Annotated in this window: 25 protein-coding genes; 12 read left to right on the top strand and 13 right to left on the bottom strand. The window is 64.2% G+C overall.

All coding sequences use genetic code 11. The features are described from left to right. Nucleotides 1–23: 23 nt before the first annotated feature. Entirely contained in the window at nucleotides 24–203 is a 180-nt protein-coding gene (gene rpmF / locus SKP52_RS06455) for a 50S ribosomal protein L32 (RefSeq protein ID WP_011541714.1), read from the bottom strand. Nucleotides 204–517: 314 nt separating this feature from the next. On the opposite strand from rpmF, the gene SKP52_RS06450 reads away from it, so the two are divergent. Next, nucleotides 518–958, top strand: coding sequence for an MAPEG family protein (locus SKP52_RS06450; protein ID WP_187337287.1), 441 nt, complete (start codon nucleotides 518–520; stop codon nucleotides 956–958). A gap of 96 nt (nucleotides 959–1,054) precedes the next feature. On the opposite strand, the gene SKP52_RS06445 is transcribed toward SKP52_RS06450, so the two are convergent. From SKP52_RS06445 to ygfZ, 4 genes are read right to left on the bottom strand one after another with little or no spacing between them, the layout of a single operon-like run. Then, nucleotides 1,055–1,726 (bottom strand): MBL fold metallo-hydrolase, encoded by a 672-nt coding sequence (locus SKP52_RS06445; protein ID WP_039572993.1) that lies wholly within the window; start codon nucleotides 1,724–1,726, stop codon nucleotides 1,055–1,057. 45 nt (nucleotides 1,727–1,771) lie between these two features. Further along, complete coding sequence (locus SKP52_RS06440) at nucleotides 1,772–2,338, bottom strand: retropepsin-like aspartic protease family protein (RefSeq protein ID WP_039572990.1); 567 nt, start codon at nucleotides 2,336–2,338, stop codon at nucleotides 1,772–1,774. 34 nt (nucleotides 2,339–2,372) lie between these two features. After that, a complete protein-coding gene (locus tag SKP52_RS06435) occupies nucleotides 2,373–2,960 on the bottom strand; it encodes a hypothetical protein (protein ID WP_039572987.1) in 588 nt (195 codons plus the stop codon). Nucleotides 2,961–2,992: 32 nt separating this feature from the next. After that, the gene (ygfZ, locus tag SKP52_RS06430; RefSeq protein ID WP_039572984.1) at nucleotides 2,993–3,718 is read right to left on the bottom strand and encodes a CAF17-like 4Fe-4S cluster assembly/insertion protein YgfZ; all 726 of its coding nucleotides are present in this window, start codon (nucleotides 3,716–3,718) and stop codon (nucleotides 2,993–2,995) included. A 57-nt stretch (nucleotides 3,719–3,775) separates the two neighbouring features. Between ygfZ and pyrC the strand changes: the two genes are divergently transcribed. Further along, nucleotides 3,776–4,798, top strand: coding sequence for a dihydroorotase (gene pyrC, locus SKP52_RS06425; RefSeq protein ID WP_039572982.1), 1,023 nt, complete (start codon nucleotides 3,776–3,778; stop codon nucleotides 4,796–4,798). 113 nt (nucleotides 4,799–4,911) lie between these two features. Here pyrC and rarD read toward each other — a convergent pair whose 3' ends face one another. After that, nucleotides 4,912–5,829 carry an EamA family transporter RarD gene (gene rarD / locus SKP52_RS06420; protein ID WP_039572980.1) on the bottom strand — a complete coding sequence of 306 codons (918 nt, stop codon included), beginning with the start codon at nucleotides 5,827–5,829 and terminating at the stop codon, nucleotides 4,912–4,914. 20 nt (nucleotides 5,830–5,849) lie between these two features. Further along, entirely contained in the window at nucleotides 5,850–6,071 is a 222-nt protein-coding gene (locus SKP52_RS06415) for a membrane protein (RefSeq protein ID WP_039572978.1), read from the bottom strand. Between the two features lie 180 nt (nucleotides 6,072–6,251). Here SKP52_RS06415 and SKP52_RS06410 point away from each other — a divergent pair, with 180 nt between their 5' ends. From SKP52_RS06410 to SKP52_RS06395, 4 genes are all read left to right on the top strand, one after another. Further along, on the top strand, nucleotides 6,252–6,647 hold the full coding sequence (locus SKP52_RS06410) for a glycine zipper 2TM domain-containing protein (RefSeq protein WP_039572976.1): 396 nt from the start codon (nucleotides 6,252–6,254) through the stop codon (nucleotides 6,645–6,647). A 161-nt stretch (nucleotides 6,648–6,808) separates the two neighbouring features. Beyond that, complete coding sequence (locus SKP52_RS06405) at nucleotides 6,809–7,360, top strand: GNAT family N-acetyltransferase (protein ID WP_081997532.1); 552 nt, start codon at nucleotides 6,809–6,811, stop codon at nucleotides 7,358–7,360. After that, nucleotides 7,357–7,797 (top strand): DUF1330 domain-containing protein, encoded by a 441-nt coding sequence (locus SKP52_RS06400; protein ID WP_039572970.1) that lies wholly within the window; start codon nucleotides 7,357–7,359, stop codon nucleotides 7,795–7,797. Before SKP52_RS06405 ends, SKP52_RS06400 begins: the two co-directional genes overlap by 4 nt. Nucleotides 7,798–7,882: 85 nt before the next feature. After that, nucleotides 7,883–8,632, top strand: coding sequence for a hypothetical protein (locus tag SKP52_RS06395; protein WP_039572966.1), 750 nt, complete (start codon nucleotides 7,883–7,885; stop codon nucleotides 8,630–8,632). A gap of 96 nt (nucleotides 8,633–8,728) precedes the next feature. On the opposite strand, the gene SKP52_RS06390 is transcribed toward SKP52_RS06395, so the two are convergent. The 3 genes from SKP52_RS06390 to thiS all read right to left on the bottom strand — a co-directional run bounded on the left by SKP52_RS06390 (nucleotide 8,729) and on the right by thiS (nucleotide 10,032). After that, nucleotides 8,729–8,911, bottom strand: a complete 183-nt coding sequence (locus SKP52_RS06390) for a CsbD family protein (protein ID WP_039572963.1) — start codon at nucleotides 8,909–8,911, stop codon at nucleotides 8,729–8,731. 150 nt (nucleotides 8,912–9,061) lie between these two features. Next, a complete protein-coding gene (locus SKP52_RS06385) occupies nucleotides 9,062–9,832 on the bottom strand; it encodes a thiazole synthase (protein ID WP_039572959.1) in 771 nt (256 codons plus the stop codon). After that, nucleotides 9,829–10,032, bottom strand: a complete 204-nt coding sequence (gene thiS / locus SKP52_RS06380) for a sulfur carrier protein ThiS (protein ID WP_039580119.1) — start codon at nucleotides 10,030–10,032, stop codon at nucleotides 9,829–9,831. Before thiS ends, SKP52_RS06385 begins: the two co-directional genes overlap by 4 nt. Nucleotides 10,033–10,111: 79 nt before the next feature. Here thiS and SKP52_RS06375 point away from each other — a divergent pair, with 79 nt between their 5' ends. The 4 genes from SKP52_RS06375 to SKP52_RS06360 all read left to right on the top strand — a co-directional run bounded on the left by SKP52_RS06375 (nucleotide 10,112) and on the right by SKP52_RS06360 (nucleotide 13,939). Then, nucleotides 10,112–10,564, top strand: coding sequence for a type II 3-dehydroquinate dehydratase (locus SKP52_RS06375; RefSeq protein WP_039572957.1), 453 nt, complete (start codon nucleotides 10,112–10,114; stop codon nucleotides 10,562–10,564). A 69-nt stretch (nucleotides 10,565–10,633) separates the two neighbouring features. Next, nucleotides 10,634–11,113 (top strand): acetyl-CoA carboxylase biotin carboxyl carrier protein, encoded by a 480-nt coding sequence (gene accB / locus SKP52_RS06370; RefSeq protein WP_039572953.1) that lies wholly within the window; start codon nucleotides 10,634–10,636, stop codon nucleotides 11,111–11,113. A gap of 8 nt (nucleotides 11,114–11,121) precedes the next feature. Further along, nucleotides 11,122–12,483 carry an acetyl-CoA carboxylase biotin carboxylase subunit gene (accC, locus tag SKP52_RS06365; protein WP_039572951.1) on the top strand — a complete coding sequence of 454 codons (1,362 nt, stop codon included), beginning with the start codon at nucleotides 11,122–11,124 and terminating at the stop codon, nucleotides 12,481–12,483. Nucleotides 12,484–12,586: 103 nt separating this feature from the next. Next, on the top strand, nucleotides 12,587–13,939 hold the full coding sequence (locus SKP52_RS06360; protein WP_167702728.1) for a L,D-transpeptidase scaffold domain-containing protein: 1,353 nt from the start codon (nucleotides 12,587–12,589) through the stop codon (nucleotides 13,937–13,939). Between the two features lie 171 nt (nucleotides 13,940–14,110). On the opposite strand, the gene SKP52_RS06355 is transcribed toward SKP52_RS06360, so the two are convergent. Beyond that, on the bottom strand, nucleotides 14,111–14,857 hold the full coding sequence (locus tag SKP52_RS06355; protein WP_052207920.1) for a murein L,D-transpeptidase catalytic domain family protein: 747 nt from the start codon (nucleotides 14,855–14,857) through the stop codon (nucleotides 14,111–14,113). A 169-nt stretch (nucleotides 14,858–15,026) separates the two neighbouring features. Here SKP52_RS06355 and SKP52_RS06350 point away from each other — a divergent pair, with 169 nt between their 5' ends. Further along, nucleotides 15,027–15,371, top strand: coding sequence for an arsenate reductase family protein (locus tag SKP52_RS06350; RefSeq protein ID WP_039572948.1), 345 nt, complete (start codon nucleotides 15,027–15,029; stop codon nucleotides 15,369–15,371). 185 nt (nucleotides 15,372–15,556) lie between these two features. Here the strand turns inward: SKP52_RS06350 and recF are convergent, their stop codons facing one another. Continuing rightward, entirely contained in the window at nucleotides 15,557–16,666 is a 1,110-nt protein-coding gene (gene recF / locus SKP52_RS06345; protein WP_039572945.1) for a DNA replication/repair protein RecF, read from the bottom strand. Between the two features lie 384 nt (nucleotides 16,667–17,050). On the opposite strand from recF, the gene SKP52_RS06340 reads away from it, so the two are divergent. Next, nucleotides 17,051–17,254, top strand: coding sequence for a PspC domain-containing protein (locus SKP52_RS06340; protein ID WP_228383846.1), 204 nt, complete (start codon nucleotides 17,051–17,053; stop codon nucleotides 17,252–17,254). 93 nt (nucleotides 17,255–17,347) lie between these two features. On the opposite strand, the gene SKP52_RS06335 is transcribed toward SKP52_RS06340, so the two are convergent. Next, nucleotides 17,348–18,700 (bottom strand): alkaline phosphatase family protein, encoded by a 1,353-nt coding sequence (locus SKP52_RS06335; RefSeq protein ID WP_039572942.1) that lies wholly within the window; start codon nucleotides 18,698–18,700, stop codon nucleotides 17,348–17,350. Nucleotides 18,701–19,128 lie beyond the last annotated feature (428 nt).

Below are 19,128 nucleotides of genomic sequence, written 5' to 3'. Positions count from 1 at the left end.
TCAGCTGCCCTCCGGCTTAACGATTAAGCGCCGACCGACACCACTTCGCGGCCATTGTAGTGGCCACAGGCGTTGCAGAGGTTGTGCGGGCGCTTCAACTCGCCGCAGTTCGGGCATTCCTGAAAGGCTTCGACCTTCAGGCTGTCGTGGCTGCGACGCATGCCGCGCTTCGAGGGCGAGGTTTTTCGCTTGGGAACGGCCATGATATTTCCTGCATTCTAAATAGTGTGTCACGAATCGGCTACCCGGATTTGTCACCCCGTCGCCGGAAATGACTGGCCCGCCCGCCGTGCGAAGGCTTGTTCCTGCCCGGTTATGACAAGAAAATCTTCCGCCGGAGGGTGCCTCAACGCCAGATGGTGTCGGGTGCCGGATCGGGCGGGGCTATAGCGTTTTTGCCCGCAAAGGCAAGCCCATTGCGTCCATGTTCGCACAGGCTTGCCGCCCCGGTCCGGGGATGCCACACCCTGCCCGCTGCCGGCAAGCGACACGCGCCGGTCCATAAGGGGGAAACCAGATGATTATCTTGCCGATCAGCCTGACGATTGCGGCCGGAGCGGCGCTGCTCAACCTGTGGCTTTCGGTGCGCGTGGGGCGCGTCCGGACGAAGGAAAAGGTTTCCATCGGCGACGGCGGCAACGAGGCTTTGACGCGGCGCATGCGCGCGCACAGCAATTTCGTCGAAAACACGGCCTTCGTGCTGATCCTGCTCGCATTGGTCGAACTGGGCCTTGGCTCGTCGCTCTGGCTATGGGGCGTCGGCGCGCTCTACCTTGTCGGCCGCATCCTCCACGCGCTCGGCATGGACGGGATGATGTGGGGCCGGATGGTCGGCACGATCATCACCATGCTCACGCAACTCGGCCTCGCGCTCGGTGCGCTCGCGATCGTCTATCTCACGCCAACCGGCATCACGACGACCGAAATCGAGGAAACGGTGGTTTCGGCACCGCGGTAAACGCCTAACTCTGTCGTCATTGCGAGCGGAGCGAAGCAATCCAGAATGTGACAAGCCGCTCTGGATTGCTTCGCTCCGCTCGCAATGACAGTGAACTCAGCCCGCCGTCCCCATCGCCATATCGCTTACGAACGGATTCGTCCGCCGTTCGTGCGCAAAATTGCTGTGCGCGCCGTGCCCCGGCAGGAAGGTCGTATCGCCGCCGAGCGGCCACAGCTTTTGCGTGATCGAATCGAGCAATTGCTGGTGATTGCCGCGCGGGAAGTCGGTGCGGCCGATCGACCCCTGGAAAATGACATCGCCGACGATCGCCAGCTTTGAAGGCGCGTGATGAAAAACGACATGCCCCGGCGTGTGTCCCGGGCAATGAATGACGTCGATGGTGAGGTTGCCGACGGTCACCGTGTCTCCGTCGACCAGCCAGCGATCGGGCTCGAAAGATTCGCCGACCATCCCAAACCGCGCGCCGTCCTCGGCGAAGGCTTCGATCCAGAAACGGTCGTCCTCGTGCGGCCCTTCGATCGGCACGCCGAGTTCCTTCGCAAGCATCCCCGCCTGCCCGCAATGATCCATATGGCCGTGGGTGACGAGGATCTTCTCGACCTCGACCCCGGTCTGGCGCGCGGCTTCTTTCAGCTTGTCGAGATCGCCGCCGGGATCGACAAAAGCCGCCTTGTTGGTCTCGGTGCACCATAGAAGGGTGCAATTTTGCTGGAAAGCAGTGACGGGCACGATGGCGGCGCGGAGCGGAGGATTGGGAGCATTCATGGCGCTCGATGTGGGGAAATGCGCGCCGATTGGCAAGTCCGGGCCTCAGCGCAGCGTCATCGTATCGCCTTCGACATTCACCGCCGCGAGTTTCGAGAGGAAGCTCTGCCCAAGCAAAGATACGCCCATATCGGCGTCGATGACCGCCGCCTGCACGCCGCGCACCTCGATCCCCTCGACCTCGACACTGTCGAGCGTGACCATCCGCATCGGCACGACGCCGCCCGCGGTGTTCGCGCTGCCGCCGACCGGAAGATCGTCGACGTTGATCCCGATCGCCTCGGCATCGCTGCGGGTCAGCGCGACGATCGACGCGCCGCTGTCGACGAGCATGCGAATGTTCCGCCCGTCGATCTCGGTATCGGCATAGAAATGCGAATCGCTTGCGCGAGCGAGCAACACCTCGCTCGGCCGGCCCGAACCGCCATTGGCCTGGGCCGCGGCCAAAGCCCGGTCCTTGCGGACCTTATGCGTCGTCCAATTGTCGTGATTGCCCGAAAGGACGTTCGACGTTTCGACGACGTCATCGGACGAAGGCCGGCTGGCGATGCCCGCCAGACCAACCGAAACCGCCGCGATCACCGCAGCCAACCCAAGAAAGCGCCCCAACATGAGGCGCTTTTCGCAGAAGAGGGTTGGCGTTTGGTTAAGCGGGCTCGCGCTGCTCGATGAACGCGCGCCAGCTCGGCGTTTCGCCGCGAATGCTGTATGCGATCCGCGCGCAGGCATAGGAGCGTCCCGCCCGATTGTCGGCCTCGACCGCGGTTTCCGGCCACCGCGCCGTGTCATTGCTGCCTGCCGACCAGCAGACGAGCGCCTCGGCCTCTGGGCCTGCCTCGATCGCAGCGCGTTCCTCGGCACTGAGCGACGCGGGCGCGTTCCAGCCGAGGATTACCCGACGCGTCACGTCTTCCGACAGGAGCGCTGGCAGGAACGGGCTGTTCCGGTCGCCAAGAAGATTCCTGACGCGCGCGCGATCCGCGGCGGACAGCCATTGCCCACCAAGCAAGGGCGCCCACTGCGCTTCGTCGCGCGAACGAAGCGCCTCCGCCAATTTGTCCGCCGCTGCGGCAAAGCGCGGCATCCATGCCGAATCCGCTGCGAGCGGCACGAGTCTGGAAGAAGGCTGCGCCGCCTCGGGTTCGGTCGGCAGCAACGACGTCGGCGCCGCAACTGCGGGAGCCGACGAGGCGAACGCGGCGACGAACGCCGACGAAATCAGCAAAGCGCGCATGTCCGGCAATCTAGCAGCAAAGGCTGCATCTGTCATGAACCGGCCGCGAGCCCCTCGCGCATCCAGGGCGGGGCCGCGGCGGCATCGATCGCCTCGACGCGGCGATGCTCGACCGACCAGCCGAGGTCGGGATAGGCGATCACCTGCCGCTTTTCGTCGGCCTCGGCGAGCGGCACGACGACCAGCCGCCGGTTGACCTTTTGCCGCCAATTCATCCGCGCGGTATTTTCCTGCCCGACGTAACAGCCCTTGCTGAAGCTGACGCCGTTAAGTTCGATGGCATTGCATTCGAGCCAAAGCGTCGTGCCGTCGCCAAGCTCGCTACGCCCCTCGGTCACGCCAAGCGCAAGCCGGTGCGCGCGCCATACGGCATCGGCGCCCTCGCCTTCGTCGGCGGGCGCCAGCCAGCGCTGGCCAAGTTCGGGCAGGCGCGGGTCGACGACGCCGAGGTCGCCTTCGGGTGCCCAATGGACCGCAAGACCTGGCTCGATCGCGATCGTGATCGCCCGGCGCAAACGATAAAGCGTCAGCCGCTTCGCGAGCGCCTCGGCGGCATCGCGCTCGCAATCAATGAGCACATCGCCCTCGTCGCCCCAGATCAGGAAATCGAACAACGCCTTGCCCTGCGCGGTCAGCAGCGCGGCCCACACCGGCAGATTACCCGACGTGTCGTTGGTGACCAGCCCCTGAAGGAAGCCGCGGACATCCTCCCCCGACAGACGGATGAGGGCGCGGTCGTTGAGGGTGGTATTGATCATGGCGATAATCTAGGGACGCGGCAGCCAAAACCAACCCACAAGTTGACGAGTCCGCCCATGACCGACCGCCTGACCATCCGCCGCCCCGACGACTGGCATGTCCATCTGCGCGACGGCGCCATGCTGGGTCATGTCGCGCAATATACTGCGCGCCAGTTCGCGCGCGCGATCGTCATGCCGAACCTGTCGCCGCCGGTGACGACCGCCGATGAAGGCCGCGCGTATCGCGACCGGATCAACGCGGCGGTGCCCGCCGGGATCGATTTCACCCCGCTGATCGTCGCCTATCTCACCGATCACAGCACTCCGGATGAAATGGCCCGCGGCCATGCCGAGGGCGTGTTCACCGCCGCCAAGCTCTATCCCGCGCACGCGACCACCGGCAGCGCGCATGGCGTCACCGACATCGCAAAGATCATGCCCGTGCTCGAACGCATGGCTGATATCGGCATGCCGCTGCTGATCCACGGCGAGGTCACCGACCATGAAGTCGACATCTTCGACCGCGAGGCGGTGTTCATCGACCGTACGCTCGAACCGCTGGTCCGCGCCCTCCCCACGCTAAAGATCGTCTTCGAACATATCACCACCGCCGAAGCCGCTGGGTTCGTCGCCGACGCCCCCGCCAATGTCGCGGCGACGATCACGCCGCAGCATCTTCACATCAATCGCAACGCGATGCTCGTCGGCGGCATCCGCCCGCATGCCTATTGCCTGCCCGTCGCGAAGCGCGAGCAGCACCGGCTCGCGGTGCGGGCGGCCGCGACCTCGGGCTCGCCCAAATTCTTCCTCGGTACCGACAGCGCCCCGCACGCGGTGCATACGAAAGAGGCGCCCTGCGGCTGCGCGGGGATCTTCAACGCCCCCTATGCGCTCGAAAGCTACATCGAGGCCTTCGACGAAGACGGCGCCCTCGCCCATTTCGAAGGCTTCGCCAGCGAACACGGCCCGCGCTTCTACGGACTGCCGCTCAACACCGGCACGGTCACGCTCGAGCGCGGCGAGACACTCGTGCCCGACCGCATCGGCGAAGTCGTCCCCTTTCACGCGGGCGAAACGCTGGGCTGGCGGCTGGTCTGATAATCCTCTCTGTGGCGAAGCCATGGTGGAGGGGCCGCGACGGTAGCACCATTGGCCCCGATCAGCGCTTCGCGCTGCCACCTCCCCATCGCTCCGCGACGGGGAGGATATAATCAAGCCACCTCGATCATCCGCTCGGCGCGCATCTTGCGCAGCATGTCGAAACTGAACACCGCGATGCTCGCCCAGATCAGGATGAAGCAGGCGAGCTGCGCGGGCTTCAGCGGCTCGTGGAAGACGAACAGGCTCAAGACGAACTGGAGCGTCGGCGCGAGGAACTGGACGAAGCCCAGCGCCGCATAGCTCATCCGCCGCGCCGCGGTCGCGAACAGCAACAGCGGCACCGCAGTGACGACGCCGCCCGCGGCGAGCAGCCAGCTGATCTCCGCGTCCGATCCAAAGCCGCGGCCGTCGCCGAGCCAGATATAATAGCCCGCCCCCGCGACCGCGAGCGGCAACAATAAGGTCGTCTCGATCGCGAGCCCCGGCAGCGAGCCGACCGGCACGATCTTGCGGATCAGGCCATAGGTGCCAAAGCTGAACGCCAAAGTCAGGCTGATCCACAGTGTATCGAGCGCACCTGCGAGCAGGATCGCGACGCCGATCCCGGCGATGACGACCGCGAGCGCCTGTAGCCGGCTCAATCGCTCACCGAGGAAGATCATCCCCAGCATCACATTGACCAGCGGATTGAGATAATAGCCGAGACTCGCCGCGAGCACATGATCGGTGAAGATCGAATAGATATAAACGAGCCAGTTGAGCGCGATCAGCACCGAACTGACGAGCAGCAAGCGCAGCACCCGCCAATCGCGGAGCGCCGCAACATATTCGCCGATCTGCCGCCTGAACACCATGATCAGGAAACAGAGCGGCAGCGACCAGACGATCCGCTGTGCCAGCACCTCGGCGGGCGGCACGCTCGACAGCAATTTGAAAAAGAGCGGGACGAAGCCCCAGATCAGATAGGCGCCGATCGCAAAGGGCAAGCCGCCCTGATTGCTCCCCGAGGGGGCGCCAGGCTGGTTCATGATCGGCTAGTCCGGCCGGATCAGATGATGCCGCCGCCGAGCATCAGGCGGATGACGCCGATGACGATGACGACGATGTTGAGGTTCCGCCCGCTCGTCTTATCCGACATCGCGCCCAGCGCGAGCCCGACGACGGCGAAAGGCACGATCACCCAATTCGCCCAGCCGAGCAGCGGGATAAACGCGAAAACGGCCAGAACCAAGGCGATAGCGCCAATGACGAGCGATCCGATGTTGAGCATGTCCGGTTTGTCGCATGCCGCCGTCGATGCGGCAAGGCCCTTTCGGTTCGTCGACGGAAACGCTCATTTCGTCTTGTTGCCTTGGGTTAATGCAACGGGTTTCGGACCCCGCTCGTTTTCCCGTCGAAGCGCCCGGTCTTGCCATGCGGGATAAGGCGCGGAACCAGGAAAGGATTTTATATGCGTAATTTCACCAAGGGCCTGATGGGCGCTTTTGCCGCCGCCAGCGTCGCGCTGACCGCGCCTGCCTATGCGGGTATCGCGGCTCCGGCGAAGGCCGAAGGCTTCCATCAGCTCGACCAGTCGTCGAACTTCTATCGCAAAAAGGATCGCCGCTATTATGCCCGCGACCAACGCGTCAATTCGAACACCCGCGTATGGCGCGATCGCGACGGTCGTTATCGCTGTAAAAAGGACAATGGCACGACCGGTCTCCTGATCGGCGGCGCGGTCGGCGGTGTCGCGGGCCACGAGATCGCCGGTAACGGCGATAAGCTGCTTGGCACCGTTCTGGGTGCGGCTGGCGGCGCGTTGCTCGGCCGTGAGATCGACAAGGATAAATATCGTTGCCGCTAAGGCAAAAACGTAAACCGTCTCGCGTGTGAGTTTGGACCCCTCCGCTCACGCACGCTGATGGCGAGGGCGCCGGTTTTACTGCCGGCGCCCTCAAGCGTATCCGCTTGCCGAATACGCTCGTCTGCCGCAGAAGCATCGGCAATTGCTGCGGGAGAATGAATATGTTGAACGGCCCCCTGCTCGTCACCGAGCGGCTGATCCTGCGCCCACCCGCGACCGAGGATTTCGACGGCTTCGCCGAAATGTGCGGCGAAGAAGAGACGATGCGCTTCATCGGCGGCACCTGTCCGCGCTCGCAAGCGTGGCGTATGTGGTGCACGCTCGCCGGCGCCTGGCATATTCGCGGCTTTTCGATGTTCTCGGTGATCGAGCGCGCGACCGGCGAATGGGTTGGCCGGCTCGGCCCATGGGAGCCCGACGGCTGGCCCGCGCCCGAGATCGGCTATGGCGTGCGCGCCAAATTCGCCGGCAAGGGCTATGCGCTCGAAGGCAGCGTCGCCGCGTGCGACTTTGCGGTCGAGTTCCTGAAATGGCCCGAACTGATGCACAGCATCGACCCCGCCAACACCCGCTCGCAAGCGCTGGCGAAACGGCTCGGCGCCACGAACAGCGGCCCGACCCGCCTCCCCGCCCCCTTCGAGGACGCGCCGGTCGATGCGTGGACGCAAAGCGCCGATGCGTGGCGCGTCAAGCGCAAGGAGTTCCTGCCGTGAGCGACCAGCATATCGACCCCGAACGCGCGCAATTCGACGCATTCAAGGCCTTGCCTCGCGACACCGTCATCCACATGCTCAACCTCGTCCGCTTCAAGGACAAGGCGACCTACCCCGACGGTCACCCGTTGGCGGACAAAGCCCTCACGGGCGCCGAAGCCTATCGCCATTATGGCGCCGACAGCGGCCCGATATTCCAGCGCGTGGGCGGCCGTGTCGTGTGGAGCGGCGCGATGGATACGATGGTGATCGGCCCCGCCGACGAGCATTGGGATGCGGTCTTCATCGCCGAATATCCCAGCAGCGGCGCCTTCATGGAAATGGTCACCGATCCCGTCTATCGCGAGGCCGTGATCCACCGCCAGGCGGCGGTCGAAACCTCGCGCCTCATCCGCTGCGCGCCAAAAGCGTCTCGCTCCGAGACAGGTTTCGGCTAATAAAGCCCGGCGCGTTAACGCATTTTATTTGGGCCTTTTTGAGCGAAATCGGGCATCCCCTGTCAAGGATAAGGGAGTGTTAGCGATGATGTTGCGCGGAAAATGGCTGGTCACCGGCATGCTGATGGTGGCGGCGCCGCTCGCCGGGTGCCGGGACAATCCCCAAGCCAAGTCCGATCTCGCACCGCTCGACGACGGGCTGGCGAGCGACGACCCCGCGATCAAGGGTTCGCTTGAAGACAAGATCATGGTCGACCCCAAGCTCGCCGGCCAGTCGAACAAATATGCTGTGGGTCCGGGCAATCGGCCAGTCGACGGCGGCGTCCCCGGCATCGCGGGCGGCAAGGCGGCGACGGTCGCCGAGGCCGCCGCGGCACTGAAGGCCGGCAAGCTGCTGACCGCGCCGAAAGCCTTGCCCTTCGAGGCCGGATGCGACGATTGCGAGGCGCAGAAACGCCCGGTGACGATCGGCGCGCTCGCGCGCGACCAGCAAAAGGGCAGCTGCGACGCCAAATTGACGTATAGCAACGGCTGGGCCGAGCGCCTGCCCGCCGCCTTCAAAGTCTATCCGCGCGCGACGCTGCGCGAAGCCGCGGGGATCGCTGGCGGCAAGTGCAACATCCGCGTGGTCAACTTCCAGACCGCGGCGTCGATGCAGGCGGTGCTCGATTATTATCACACGATGGCGATCCGCGCCGGCTACACCAGCGATCACCGCGTCAACGGCAACGAGCATTTGCTCGGCGGCACGAAAGGCGACCTCGCCTATGTGCTGATGATGCGCCGCGACGGCGGGATGACGGATGTCGATCTGGTGGCGTCCGGCGGCAAATAGACCCGACCAGGCAACGCATGAAAAAGGCCCCGGGGAGAGGGATACCCCGGGGCCTTTTCGTTGCTTACATGACGTGCAAGCGGGAGCTGTTGGCGATCAGACCTTGTCGCCGAGCGCGCCTTGGACCTTGCCCTTCAGGTTCTGGGCTTCGCCCTTGCGTTCCTGCGCCTCGCCTTCGGCGCGCAGCCGCTCGTTGTCGGTCGCCTTGCCGGCGGCCTGCTTGACATTGCCGGCAGCTTCATTGGCAAGGCCTTTGGCTTTTTCGGTCAGTTCACCCATGGGGTATCTCCTATTTTGCAGAGGCGTGAGGGGCTCGCCTCTTGCAGGATCAACGTGGGGTGGCCCGTAAAGTTGCGTATGTTTGCGACTAACCGTTTGCCGTAAAATGATTTTCAGAACGGAACATCGGCCGTTACGAAGCGTTGATGCTCAAATAAGCCCCGCCAGCGGACTCGAAGGGTCGGCGTAGCGCCTGAGCCCCATCCGTCCCGACAAATAGGCATCGCGCCCCGCCTCGACCGCCAGCTTCATCGCCCGCGCCATGCGAACGGGGTCTTTGGCCTCGGCGATCGCGGTGTTCATCAGCACGCCGTCGCAGCCGAGTTCCATCGCCACCGCGGCATCGCTCGCCGTCCCCACGCCCGCGTCGACAAGCACCGGCACCGACGCGCCTTCGACGATCAGGCGGATCGTCACGCGATTCTGGATACCGAGCCCCGATCCGATCGGCGCGCCGAGCGGCATCACCGCGACCGCGCCCGCATCCTCGAGCTGCTTCGCGGCGATCGGATCGTCGACGCAATAGACCATCGGCAGGAAGCCCTCTTTCGCAAGCACCTCGGTCGCCTCCAGCGTCTCGCGCATGTTCGGATAGAGCGTCTTCGCCTCCCCGAGCACCTCGAGCTTGACCAGATCCCAGCCCCCCGCCTCGCGCGCCAGCCGCAAGGTGCGGATCGCGTCGTCGGCGTTGAAGCAGCCCGCCGTATTGGGCAGGTAGGTGATCTTCTTGGGATCGATATAGTCGGTCAGCATCGGCGCATTCGGGTCCGACACATTGACGCGGCGCACCGCAACGGTGACGATCTCCGCCCCCGACGCCGCGACCGCCGCCGCATTCTGTTCGAAATCCTTGTACTTGCCGGTCCCGACAATCAGCCGCGACGTGAATGTCCGCCCGGCAACGCTCCAAGTGTCGGTCAACAACCGCCTCCCACAAAATGAACGATTTCCAGCGCATCGCCCTCGGCGAGCGCAACGTCAGCCAGCGTCGAGCGCGGCACGATCGCGCGATTGCGCTCGACCGCGACCTTTTTCACGTCGAGCCCCAGCGAGGCGACGAGATCGGCAACGCTGCCTTCGCGCACCTGCCGCGTTTCGCCATTGAGGATCACAGAAATCACCGCGTACCCGCCTTGCTTTGCCTTTGCCGAGCAGCCCATATAGGGGGAGCGCGCGTCCTCGCAACCGAAAGCCAAGCCCTTGACCAACGAGCGTACCGACAAGCCGACCGTCTTTGTCTTCTCCGGCCCCAATCTAAACCTGCTCGGCACGCGCGAGCCCGAAATTTACGGGCATGACACGCTGAATGACATTCACGCACGTCTCGAGGCGCAGGCGGCCGAGCTGGGCCTCCGCGTCGAATGCCGGCAAACGAACCATGAAGGCGTGCTGATCGACTGGCTGCATGAGGCCTATATCGCGGGCGCCAAGGCGGTATTGCTCAACGCCGGCGGCTACACCCACACCTCGATCGCGATTCACGACGCGATCAAATCGATCAAGGTGCCGGTGATCGAGGTCCATCTGTCGGACCCGATGAAGCGCGAAGAGTTCCGCCATATCAGCTATGTCGGCATCGCGGCGGTCGATCATTTTGCGGGTCACGGCGCCGACAGCTATACGCTGGCGCTGGACGCCGCCGCGCGTCTCTGACAATAGGGCGCATCAAAAACGGGGTCTGAGCGTCGGAACACCGACGCCGCAACAACAGGAAATATTCTCATGGGTGACCATAAAGACAATGGCATCAACGTCGATCCGGCCTATGTGCGTGCGCTCGCCGAGCTGCTCGACGACACCGGATTGTCCGAAATCGAGGTCGAGGACGGCGAACGCAAGATCCGCGTCGCGCGCACGCTGACCGCCGCCGCGGCGCCCGTCGCCTACGCGCCGGCGCCGGTTGCAGCGACTGCCCCCGCCGCACCGGCGGCTGCCCCCGCTGCCGCTGCACCCGCCGTAGACAGCTTCGCCGAAGCCGTGAAATCCCCGATGGTCGGCACCGTCTATCTGTCGCCCGAACCCGGCGCGCCCAATTTCGCAGCCATCGGTTCGGCGGTGAAGGCCGGCGACACCATCCTGATCATCGAGGCGATGAAGGTCATGAACCCGATCGTCGCTCCCGCAGCCGGCACACTGAAGGGCGTGCATGTCGAGAACAGCCAGCCGGTCGAATTCGACCAGCCGCTGTTCACCATCGGCTGATCCAAACAATGGCCATCGAAAAGCTCCTGATCGCCAACCGCGGCGAGATCGCGCTGCGCATCCACCGCGCATCCCACGAAATGGGCATCAAGACCGTCGCGGTCCATTCGACCGCCGACGCCGACGCGATGCACGTCCGCCTCGCCGACGAGGCCGTGTGCATCGGCCCGCCCGCGGCGAAGGACAGCTATCTCAACATTCCCGCGATCATCTCGGCCGCCGAGATCACCGGCGCCGACGCGATCCATCCGGGCTATGGCTTCCTGTCCGAAAACGAGCGTTTCGCCGAGATCATCGAAGCGCATGACATGATTTTCGTCGGGCCGAAGCCCGAGCATATCCGCACGATGGGCGACAAGGTCGAGGCGAAACGCACCGCGGTCGCGCTCGGCCTGCCGGTCGTTCCGGGGTCGCCCGGCGCGGTCACCTATGGCGAAGAATGCCGGAAGATGGCCGAGGAGATCGGCTATCCGGTGCTGATCAAGGCGGCATCGGGCGGCGGCGGCCGCGGGATGAAGGTCGTACCCGACGCCGACAGCCTCGAAAGCCTGATGGGTCAGGCCTCATCCGAAGCGGCGGCGGCGTTCGGCGATCCGACCGTTTACATGGAAAAATATCTCGGCAACCCGCGCCATATCGAATTTCAGATATTCGGTGACGGCCGCGGCAACGCCATCCATTTGGGCGAGCGCGACTGCTCGCTCCAGCGCCGCCACCAGAAAGTGCTCGAAGAAGCCCCCTCGCCGATCATCTCGGCCGAGGAACGCGCGCGCATGGGCGGCATCTGCGCCGACGCGATGGCCAAAATGTCCTATCGCGGCGCCGGCACGATCGAATTTCTGTGGGAAAATGGCGAATTTTTCTTCATCGAGATGAACACGCGCATCCAGGTCGAGCATCCGGTGACCGAGATGATCACCGGCTTCGACCTAGTCCGCGAACAGATCCGCATCGCCGGCGGCCGTGATCTTTCGGTCAAACAGGAAGACCTGGAGTTTCGTGGTCACGCGATGGAATGCCGCATCAACGCCGAAGATCCACGCACCTTCCTGCCCTCGCCCGGCAAGGTCACCAACTATCACGCCGCGGGCGGCATGCATGTCCGCGTCGATAGCGGGCTCTATGCCGGCTATTCGATCCCGCCCTATTATGACAGCATGATCGGCAAGCTGATCGTCTATGGCCGCACGCGCGAAAGCTGCATGATGCGGATGCGCCGCGCGCTCGAGGAAATGGTGATCGCCGGGGTCAAGACGAACATCCCGCTGCATCAGGCGCTGCTCGCCGACCCCGATGTCATCCACGGCGACTATACGATCAAGTGGCTCGAGGAATGGCTGGCCAAGCAGGACGAAGCGGCGAAGGCCTAAGCCATCAATAAATAGGGACTGTCCCTATTTAATGATCGCGCTGCGCCGAGCTGAGCGGCAGCTCACTTTCGCTGTGGATGCTTTTTGGCTATGGGCTTTAACCATGGTCAAAAACTCCCCCTTTTCGGCACGTCCCGCTGCGGCGTTCATCCTTTCGCTGAGCTTGCTCGCGGCACCCGCGCTGGCCCAGGCGGTCAAGGAGGATTCGGTAATCCTTCAACCCGACAAGGTGAAGGATGACGCCCCCGTCGTCGCGGCGCAGATAGAGATGCCGAACTGGTCTGAAGACAATGCGACCGCGCTCCTGAGCTTCATCGAAAAGGTCGGCGACGAAGGCCTGTTCGCAAAGGATTATAATCCCGACGGCCTCGCCGCCGCGATCCTTGGCGGCGATCAGGCGAGGCTCGACAAGACCGCAACCGACACCTTCCTGCTGCTCGCGACGCACCTGCGCGACGGCCGCACGCCCAATGCGGCGCGCAAACAATGGTTCATGGTCGACAGCGACGGCGACAGCGAACCCCTGATCTCGCTGCTCACCGCTGCGCTCGGCGCCGGCAGGGTGAAAGAGACGCTCGCGACGCTCGACCCTGTCCATCCCGATTTCGCGGCGCTCAAAACGTCGCTCAAGAAAGCGAAGACGCCTGCCGAGGCCAATGCGATCCGCGTCAATATGGAACGCTGGCGCTGGATGCCGCGCGCGCTCGGCGAACGCTATGTCGTCAGCAACGTCCCCGAATATCTGACGCGTGTCGTTCATGGCGGCACGATCATCGCCACGCACAAGGCCGTCGTCGGCAAGGCATCGACCGCGACGCCGCAATTGAATCCGATGGCGACGGGCATCATCGTCAACCCGACCTGGACGCTGCCGCGCAGCATCATCAACGAAGGCATTGGCGCGACGATCGCCAACAATCCGGCGTCGGCGCGCCGGCAGGGCTATACCTGGACGGGTAAAGGCAAGACGCTGTCGGTCGTGCAGCAGCCGGGCGCGAACAATGCGCTGGGCGTGATGAAGATGGAGATGCTCAACGAGCATGCGATCTATCTTCACGACACGCCGTCAAAGGGCGCGTTCAATGCCGCCGCGCGCGCGTTCAGCCATGGCTGTATCCGCACCGAGCGCGCGCTGCATTTCTCGGGCCTGATGGCGGTGATGTTCGCGGGGCGGAGCCCCGAGGAGTTTGGCGAAGCGATCGCGAGCGGCAAGACGACGCGCTTCGGCTTCGACCAGCCCTTTCCCGTCTATGTCGCCTATTGGACCGTCATTCCCGACGGTAAGGGCGGCGTGAAGAAGCTCGCCGACATCTACGGCCGCGACGCGCCTGTCGTGGCGAGCTTTTCGCAACCCGGCCGCCCGACCGCGACGATCATCGCACCGGCACCGCCCGAAGTCGTGCCAACGGTCACGACCGTACGCACGACGACGCCGGGGACTTCAGGGATTTATTGAGCGCCGGATAGCGACCAGAGCTAGCCGTTTCCGCATCCCCAACCCGTTCGCATCGAGCGAAGTCGAGATGCCCCTCAGGCTAGGCGTCGCGCCGATGGGTGTCTCGACTTCGCTCGACACGAACGGAAAACGGGAACGGCCGCTTCCTACCGCAAAACTGACGCGGCGTTATCAATCCGCCGTCTTCGGCAACTGCCCGCTGACCGAACTCGCGCGCCGCAGATTCTCCATGCCCGGCAGCGGATCGGCCGGCGGCAGCTCGAACGGCCCCGGCATCGGCGGCGGTGCACTTAGCCGGTCGGCGAACAACAGCCGCCCCGGCCCGAGCTTGTAAAGAATCATCGGCAACAGCTCTTCGCCGAACACGAAGCAGCCTTCGCTGCGTCCCAGCTTGCCCTGCGTCGCGATCAGCGCCGGATCGGCGTACCAGGCGCCGTGCACGACGATCGCGCGTACATCGGCCGAATAATTGTCGGGCTCCAGCCCCGCGAGACGCATCGACGACCCGTTGGCGCCCCAATAATAGTCGCCGGTGCGATACGCGCCGCGCGAGGTCGCGAGCGATCCCATGCGGTTCGAAAAACTTTTGAGCCAGCCGTCGTGCTGCGGATCGGAACCGCGGCCGTGCGTCACCGGGAACATCTCGACCTTGCCCGCGATCATGTCGACCAGCGCAAAGCGCGGACGCGACGAAGGAAGCCCGAAATCGACGACGCCGACGCGGTCGCTTTGCGGGATATTGCGTCCCTGCATCGCCAGCTGTTTCTTCGCCACGGCCAGATAGTCGACCGGCGGCGGCAAGGGCGCCACCGGCTGCTGTATCCAGTTGGGCAACTGCGCACGCGCCGAAGTGGCGGCCGCGGCCCCTACCCCTGCGATCCCGGCCAACAGCGCCCTGCGATCGATCAATTCATTCACTTGAGCAACAACCCCGCATAAGCCGCCGTTTGACGGTCCCTCGACTTTGCATAAGTCGTGCGTTGGCCGTGAAAGGCAAGTTGATGGTTCCCCTTCATGCGGGAAGATGTGCCATATATGCTATGAATAGCGGGTTTACGCTGCTGTAAGCGCGCGTTAGGGCGGGCTGATGAACGCGACCATCTGGCACAACCCCGCTTGCGGCACCTCGCGCAAGACGCTGGCGATCCTTCAGGAAACGCCGGGTGTCGCGCTGACCGTCGTCGAATATCTCAAAAATCCGTACAGCACCGACAAGCTGCGCCAGCTGTTCGGCGACGCCGGCCTGACCGCGCGTGACGCCCTGCGCCTGCGCGGTACCGACGCCGAGGAGCGCGGACTCAAGGACGCGGGCGAAGACGAAATCATCGCCGCGATGGCCGCCAATCCGGCCTATGTCGAACGCCCGTTTGTCGAAACCGACAAGGGCGTAAGGCTGTGTCGTCCGCAGGACCGGGTGCACGAGATCCTTTAAATCGATCGACTGCCATGGGGTGGGAACCGGGCGTTCACCCTCTCCCGTCGGGAGAGGGATATGCAGGCTTGGTTGCGCAGCAACCTAGCCGAAGTTGGGTGAGGATCACCCGTCAACTGCGCAGACGAACCTCAGACACCCTCACCCAACCCTCTCCCAAGGGGAGAGGGCTAGACGGGCGAAAGCTAACCGGCGACGATCCGCCCACCCGCGATCCGGAACCGCGTTACCGGCCCCGGCATGTCGTCGAACAACGCCGCCTCGGTGCCCGTAAGCCACGCCTGCCCGCCCTGCCCCGCCAGCCGCTCGTAAAGCGCGCCGCGGCGCAACGGGTCGAGATGCGCCGCGACCTCGTCGAGCAACAGCACCGGCCTTTGCCCCCGCGCGCGCGCGACGCTGTCGCTGTGCGCGAGGACGAGCGAAAGCAGCATCGCCTTCTGCTCGCCGGTCGAACAGCGCGCCGCCGCACGGCCCGTCGCGGCGTGGACGGCGGCCAGATCGTCGCGATGCGGGCCGGCGGTCGCGCGCCCTGCAGCGGCGTCGATGCGGCGGCGCGACGCGAACAGCGCCCGGAGCGCCTCGACCTCGTGCGGCGCGGCCCGTGCCGCGCCCTCGCTGTCGACCAGCGTCAGCAGCGGCCGCGCGAACGGCGCATCAGGCTGCCCGGCAAGTTCCGCTGACAACCCCGCGAGCATATGCTGGCGCGCCGCATCCATCGCCGCGCCATGTTCGGCAAGCTGCGCCTCAAGGCTCGTCAGCCATTGCTGGTCGGCCTGCCCCGGATCCGCGAGCAGCTTTCCCCGTGCACGGAGCGCCGCCTCGTAACGATTGCTGTGCTGCGCATGCCGCGGGTCGAGCGCGAGGACGAGGCGGTCGAGGAAGCGCCGACGATTGCCCGCGGTCTCAACGAACAGCCGGTCCATAGCGGGGGTGAGCCACAGCACGGCCAGCCAGTCGCCCAGCGCAGTCGCCGCAGACGTCGCACCGTTGATGCGGACGATCCTCCGTCCCGGCTGCGCGGCCTCGATCCCCGTCCCCAGCGCCACCGGCGCGAGGTCGGCTCCCGCCTGAACCTCGGCAAAGACGGCGAAACCACCGCTCGCCCCGTCGCGCACCATGTCGGACAGTGCTGCACGGCGCAGCCCGCGCCCCGGCGCGAGCAGAGAAATCGCCTCCAATATATTGGTCTTGCCCGCGCCATTGTCGCCGTAGAGCGCGACGAGCCCCGGTGCGGCCGCCATGTCCGCGCCGGCATGATTGCGAAAATCGGTCAGCGAAAGGCGGGTCAGCGTCATCTGCCCTAGCGCCTACCCCAGCGCCCCGCGCGTTTCCAGCCCAACTCCAGCCAAGGTTCCGTTGATATTTTTCCTAAGAACGGGATTTTTCACCATTCTAGCGCATTTTTCGCGACGAAATAATCTGTCGCGAGCCGTAAAACCGCAGTTAACCGCCGATGAATGGAATTGGCACGGTCTCTGCATTAGTGTCGGCATCCCCCGGATGGCCCGGATGGAAGGTTCAAGGAAGGAAAATATCATGGCCCATTTCAATGTCGACTCGTTCAAGAGCTACGCGATCGCCGCTGTTGCCTCGCTTTACTGCTCGATCATGTTTCTCGCTGCTGTCGGCCCGAACGGTCTGGTCGCCTGATCAACCGCCGCGCTGAATAACGCCGGCCTATGGCCGGGATGGAAAGGAAAGAAATGAAACAGGGTTTTCGCAAGAATCGTCGCGACGGGATGATCTTCGGCGTGTGCGCCGGCATGTCAGACCAGTTCGGCATCGACGTCTTGTGGACGCGCGTCGGCTTTGTTGCCCTGACGCTTTTGGGCTTCGGCCTGCCTCTGCTGCTGTACCTCGCCGTCGCGATCCTCGCGCCCTAGGACAGCCAAGGGCCGGACGCCTTAGCGGCGCAGTCGCACCGGCCCGAACAATCCCAGGACCAAGGGCTCACCGGCCACCCCGGTGGGCCCTTTTCATTGGGACGCGACGCGTGCTTGCGCGGGTGGCTTGGCTCCGTGCCGGCTGCGCAGCATGATCCACGGCACATGGGCAGAGTCGAACCGCATGCGCATATCGCGCTTGAAATAAGGCGGCATATGATCGCCGACGATCAAAATGTCGGTATCGGGAAAATCGGGCTTCATGATTTCCGCACTAATGCTGTCGGCGAGTTGCCGTTGCAATTCGAAGCCGCGGCACAGCATCGGATATTGGTCCCGCCATGCCGCATCGCCAAGCCGGCAATCATCGGTGCCCAGCTCCGGACTGGCCGGCACCGGGATATGGCCATTGAGCGTCAGCCAATATATAAATTTGCGTATGCCCGGCTCTTCGCGGAGCCGCTGGCCGATCAGACGCGGGATGTCATTGTCGCAAGCGCCCGGAAACACGCTGCCGCTGCAATGATCGGCCCCCCTAGCGATCAGCTCTTTCGCGAACAGCGCGCGCTCGAAACCGATCTTCGGATACCAGACCGCGCGATCGAAGAAGACGCCGTTGAAGCTGTGCATCGCATCGACCTGAAAACCCGCAACGCGAAATTCTTTCGGCAGGCAGTCGGCCCGGTCGAAATCATAGGATTTGAAACCCGCCGACCAGACGCCGCACAGCTCGCGCAATTCGGCGCTTGTCGTCGAACCATAATAGCGGCTCTTGCCGCGCGTCACCTCATAACGCCCGCTCCATCGCCTGGGGTTCCAGAGCTGATCCTGCAAGGCGCGGTCGTAAGGATCGGACGATACGCCCCAGGATTCGACGACGATGACGAGCAGGTTGCGGGCCTTGACCGTCGCAGGCCTGATGTCGTTTTGAATCGCAGCGGAGTCGACCGGTACGCCTTCGGGCGCACGCATCTTATAGGAACCGCGCGTCGCGGCGGTTGCAAACACATCGGCGTTGATCAGCAACAGGATCAGTGCAACTGCCACAATTCTATGGTCGCGCGTCTTGAGCGGCGGGATGCGCGGTCCGAGCACGACGAGCGCAACGAGCGATGCCGCCAGCACCACGCCGCCAAACAGATATTCGGGCGACTGAACAGGGTCGAGCTCACCTGCAAATTCGATCGAATTCAGCATCTCCGTCGGTTCGAGATTGAACGACATTGTCGTGTAAAGCATCAAGCTGAAGGCAAACATGGCGATGGCGAGCAATGTCCGCGCGGGATGATGGCCCCAGCCCGACGCCAGCAGGATGATCACGCCGCATATCGTCATCGGCACCGCCATACGCGGTCCGCCGATCGGCCACATCGCGATGAACGCCAGATTTGGCAGCACGAGCCACCAAAGAGCCCAGCGCCAAGGGAAATCGCGCGCGATCTGCATTTACCAGGCTTACCCCATTCGCATGCGCGACGGCCGGCATGCATCGGCGGCCGGGCTTAACGATATATGGTTAGCGTCCGGTAAAACGTCTGCTCCGGCGGGGGTCGGTCACCCCTTTGGCCGGACGGTGAAGCGTTAGGGGATATCGAGGAACACTTCGGTCGCGCTCGCCTGTGCTCAGATCAACTGCTCGTTGAGCCCCGCTACTTCGACGCCCCAATAGGGCCCAAAGGCACCCGCGGTCTTGAGCGCCTCTGCCGCGTTTGACGATATCCGGGCGATATTGGTCGGGATTGATAATCGTTAGCGTGATCCCGCCGCGGCACTCCATCAGCGCGCAACCCGCGGCGGGCACCGCCTTCCCTCCCGTGGAAACAGCCAAGCCATCAGCTTGGCGACAAAGAAAAAGCCCCGCGGGATCGGCTCTC

It is taken from the genome of Sphingopyxis fribergensis (assembly GCF_000803645.1).
GTDB lineage: Bacteria > Pseudomonadota > Alphaproteobacteria > Sphingomonadales > Sphingomonadaceae > Sphingopyxis > Sphingopyxis fribergensis.
This window is presented reverse-complemented; position numbering and strand designations above follow the sequence as displayed.

Coding starts and splice junctions, on each gene's coding strand:
- rpmF (WP_011541714.1), bottom strand. CDS start 203: ATGGCCGTTCCCAAGCGAAAAACCTCGCCCTCGAAGCGCGGCATGCGT.
- SKP52_RS06450 (WP_187337287.1), top strand. CDS start 518: ATGATTATCTTGCCGATCAGCCTGACGATTGCGGCCGGAGCGGCGCTG.
- SKP52_RS06445 (WP_039572993.1), bottom strand. CDS start 1,726: ATGAATGCTCCCAATCCTCCGCTCCGCGCCGCCATCGTGCCCGTCACT.
- SKP52_RS06440 (WP_039572990.1), bottom strand. CDS start 2,338: ATGTTGGGGCGCTTTCTTGGGTTGGCTGCGGTGATCGCGGCGGTTTCG.
- SKP52_RS06435 (WP_039572987.1), bottom strand. CDS start 2,960: ATGCGCGCTTTGCTGATTTCGTCGGCGTTCGTCGCCGCGTTCGCCTCG.
- ygfZ (WP_039572984.1), bottom strand. CDS start 3,718: ATGATCAATACCACCCTCAACGACCGCGCCCTCATCCGTCTGTCGGGG.
- pyrC (WP_039572982.1), top strand. CDS start 3,776: ATGACCGACCGCCTGACCATCCGCCGCCCCGACGACTGGCATGTCCAT.
- rarD (WP_039572980.1), bottom strand. CDS start 5,829: ATGAACCAGCCTGGCGCCCCCTCGGGGAGCAATCAGGGCGGCTTGCCC.
- SKP52_RS06415 (WP_039572978.1), bottom strand. CDS start 6,071: ATGCTCAACATCGGATCGCTCGTCATTGGCGCTATCGCCTTGGTTCTG.
- SKP52_RS06410 (WP_039572976.1), top strand. CDS start 6,252: ATGCGTAATTTCACCAAGGGCCTGATGGGCGCTTTTGCCGCCGCCAGC.
- SKP52_RS06405 (WP_081997532.1), top strand. CDS start 6,809: ATGTTGAACGGCCCCCTGCTCGTCACCGAGCGGCTGATCCTGCGCCCA.
- SKP52_RS06395 (WP_039572966.1), top strand. CDS start 7,883: ATGATGTTGCGCGGAAAATGGCTGGTCACCGGCATGCTGATGGTGGCG.
- SKP52_RS06390 (WP_039572963.1), bottom strand. CDS start 8,911: ATGGGTGAACTGACCGAAAAAGCCAAAGGCCTTGCCAATGAAGCTGCC.
- accB (WP_039572953.1), top strand. CDS start 10,634: ATGGGTGACCATAAAGACAATGGCATCAACGTCGATCCGGCCTATGTG.
- accC (WP_039572951.1), top strand. CDS start 11,122: ATGGCCATCGAAAAGCTCCTGATCGCCAACCGCGGCGAGATCGCGCTG.
- SKP52_RS06360 (WP_167702728.1), top strand. CDS start 12,587: ATGGTCAAAAACTCCCCCTTTTCGGCACGTCCCGCTGCGGCGTTCATC.
- SKP52_RS06350 (WP_039572948.1), top strand. CDS start 15,027: ATGAACGCGACCATCTGGCACAACCCCGCTTGCGGCACCTCGCGCAAG.
- recF (WP_039572945.1), bottom strand. CDS start 16,666: ATGACGCTGACCCGCCTTTCGCTGACCGATTTTCGCAATCATGCCGGC.
- SKP52_RS06340 (WP_228383846.1), top strand. CDS start 17,051: ATGGCCGGGATGGAAAGGAAAGAAATGAAACAGGGTTTTCGCAAGAAT.
- SKP52_RS06335 (WP_039572942.1), bottom strand. CDS start 18,700: ATGCAGATCGCGCGCGATTTCCCTTGGCGCTGGGCTCTTTGGTGGCTC.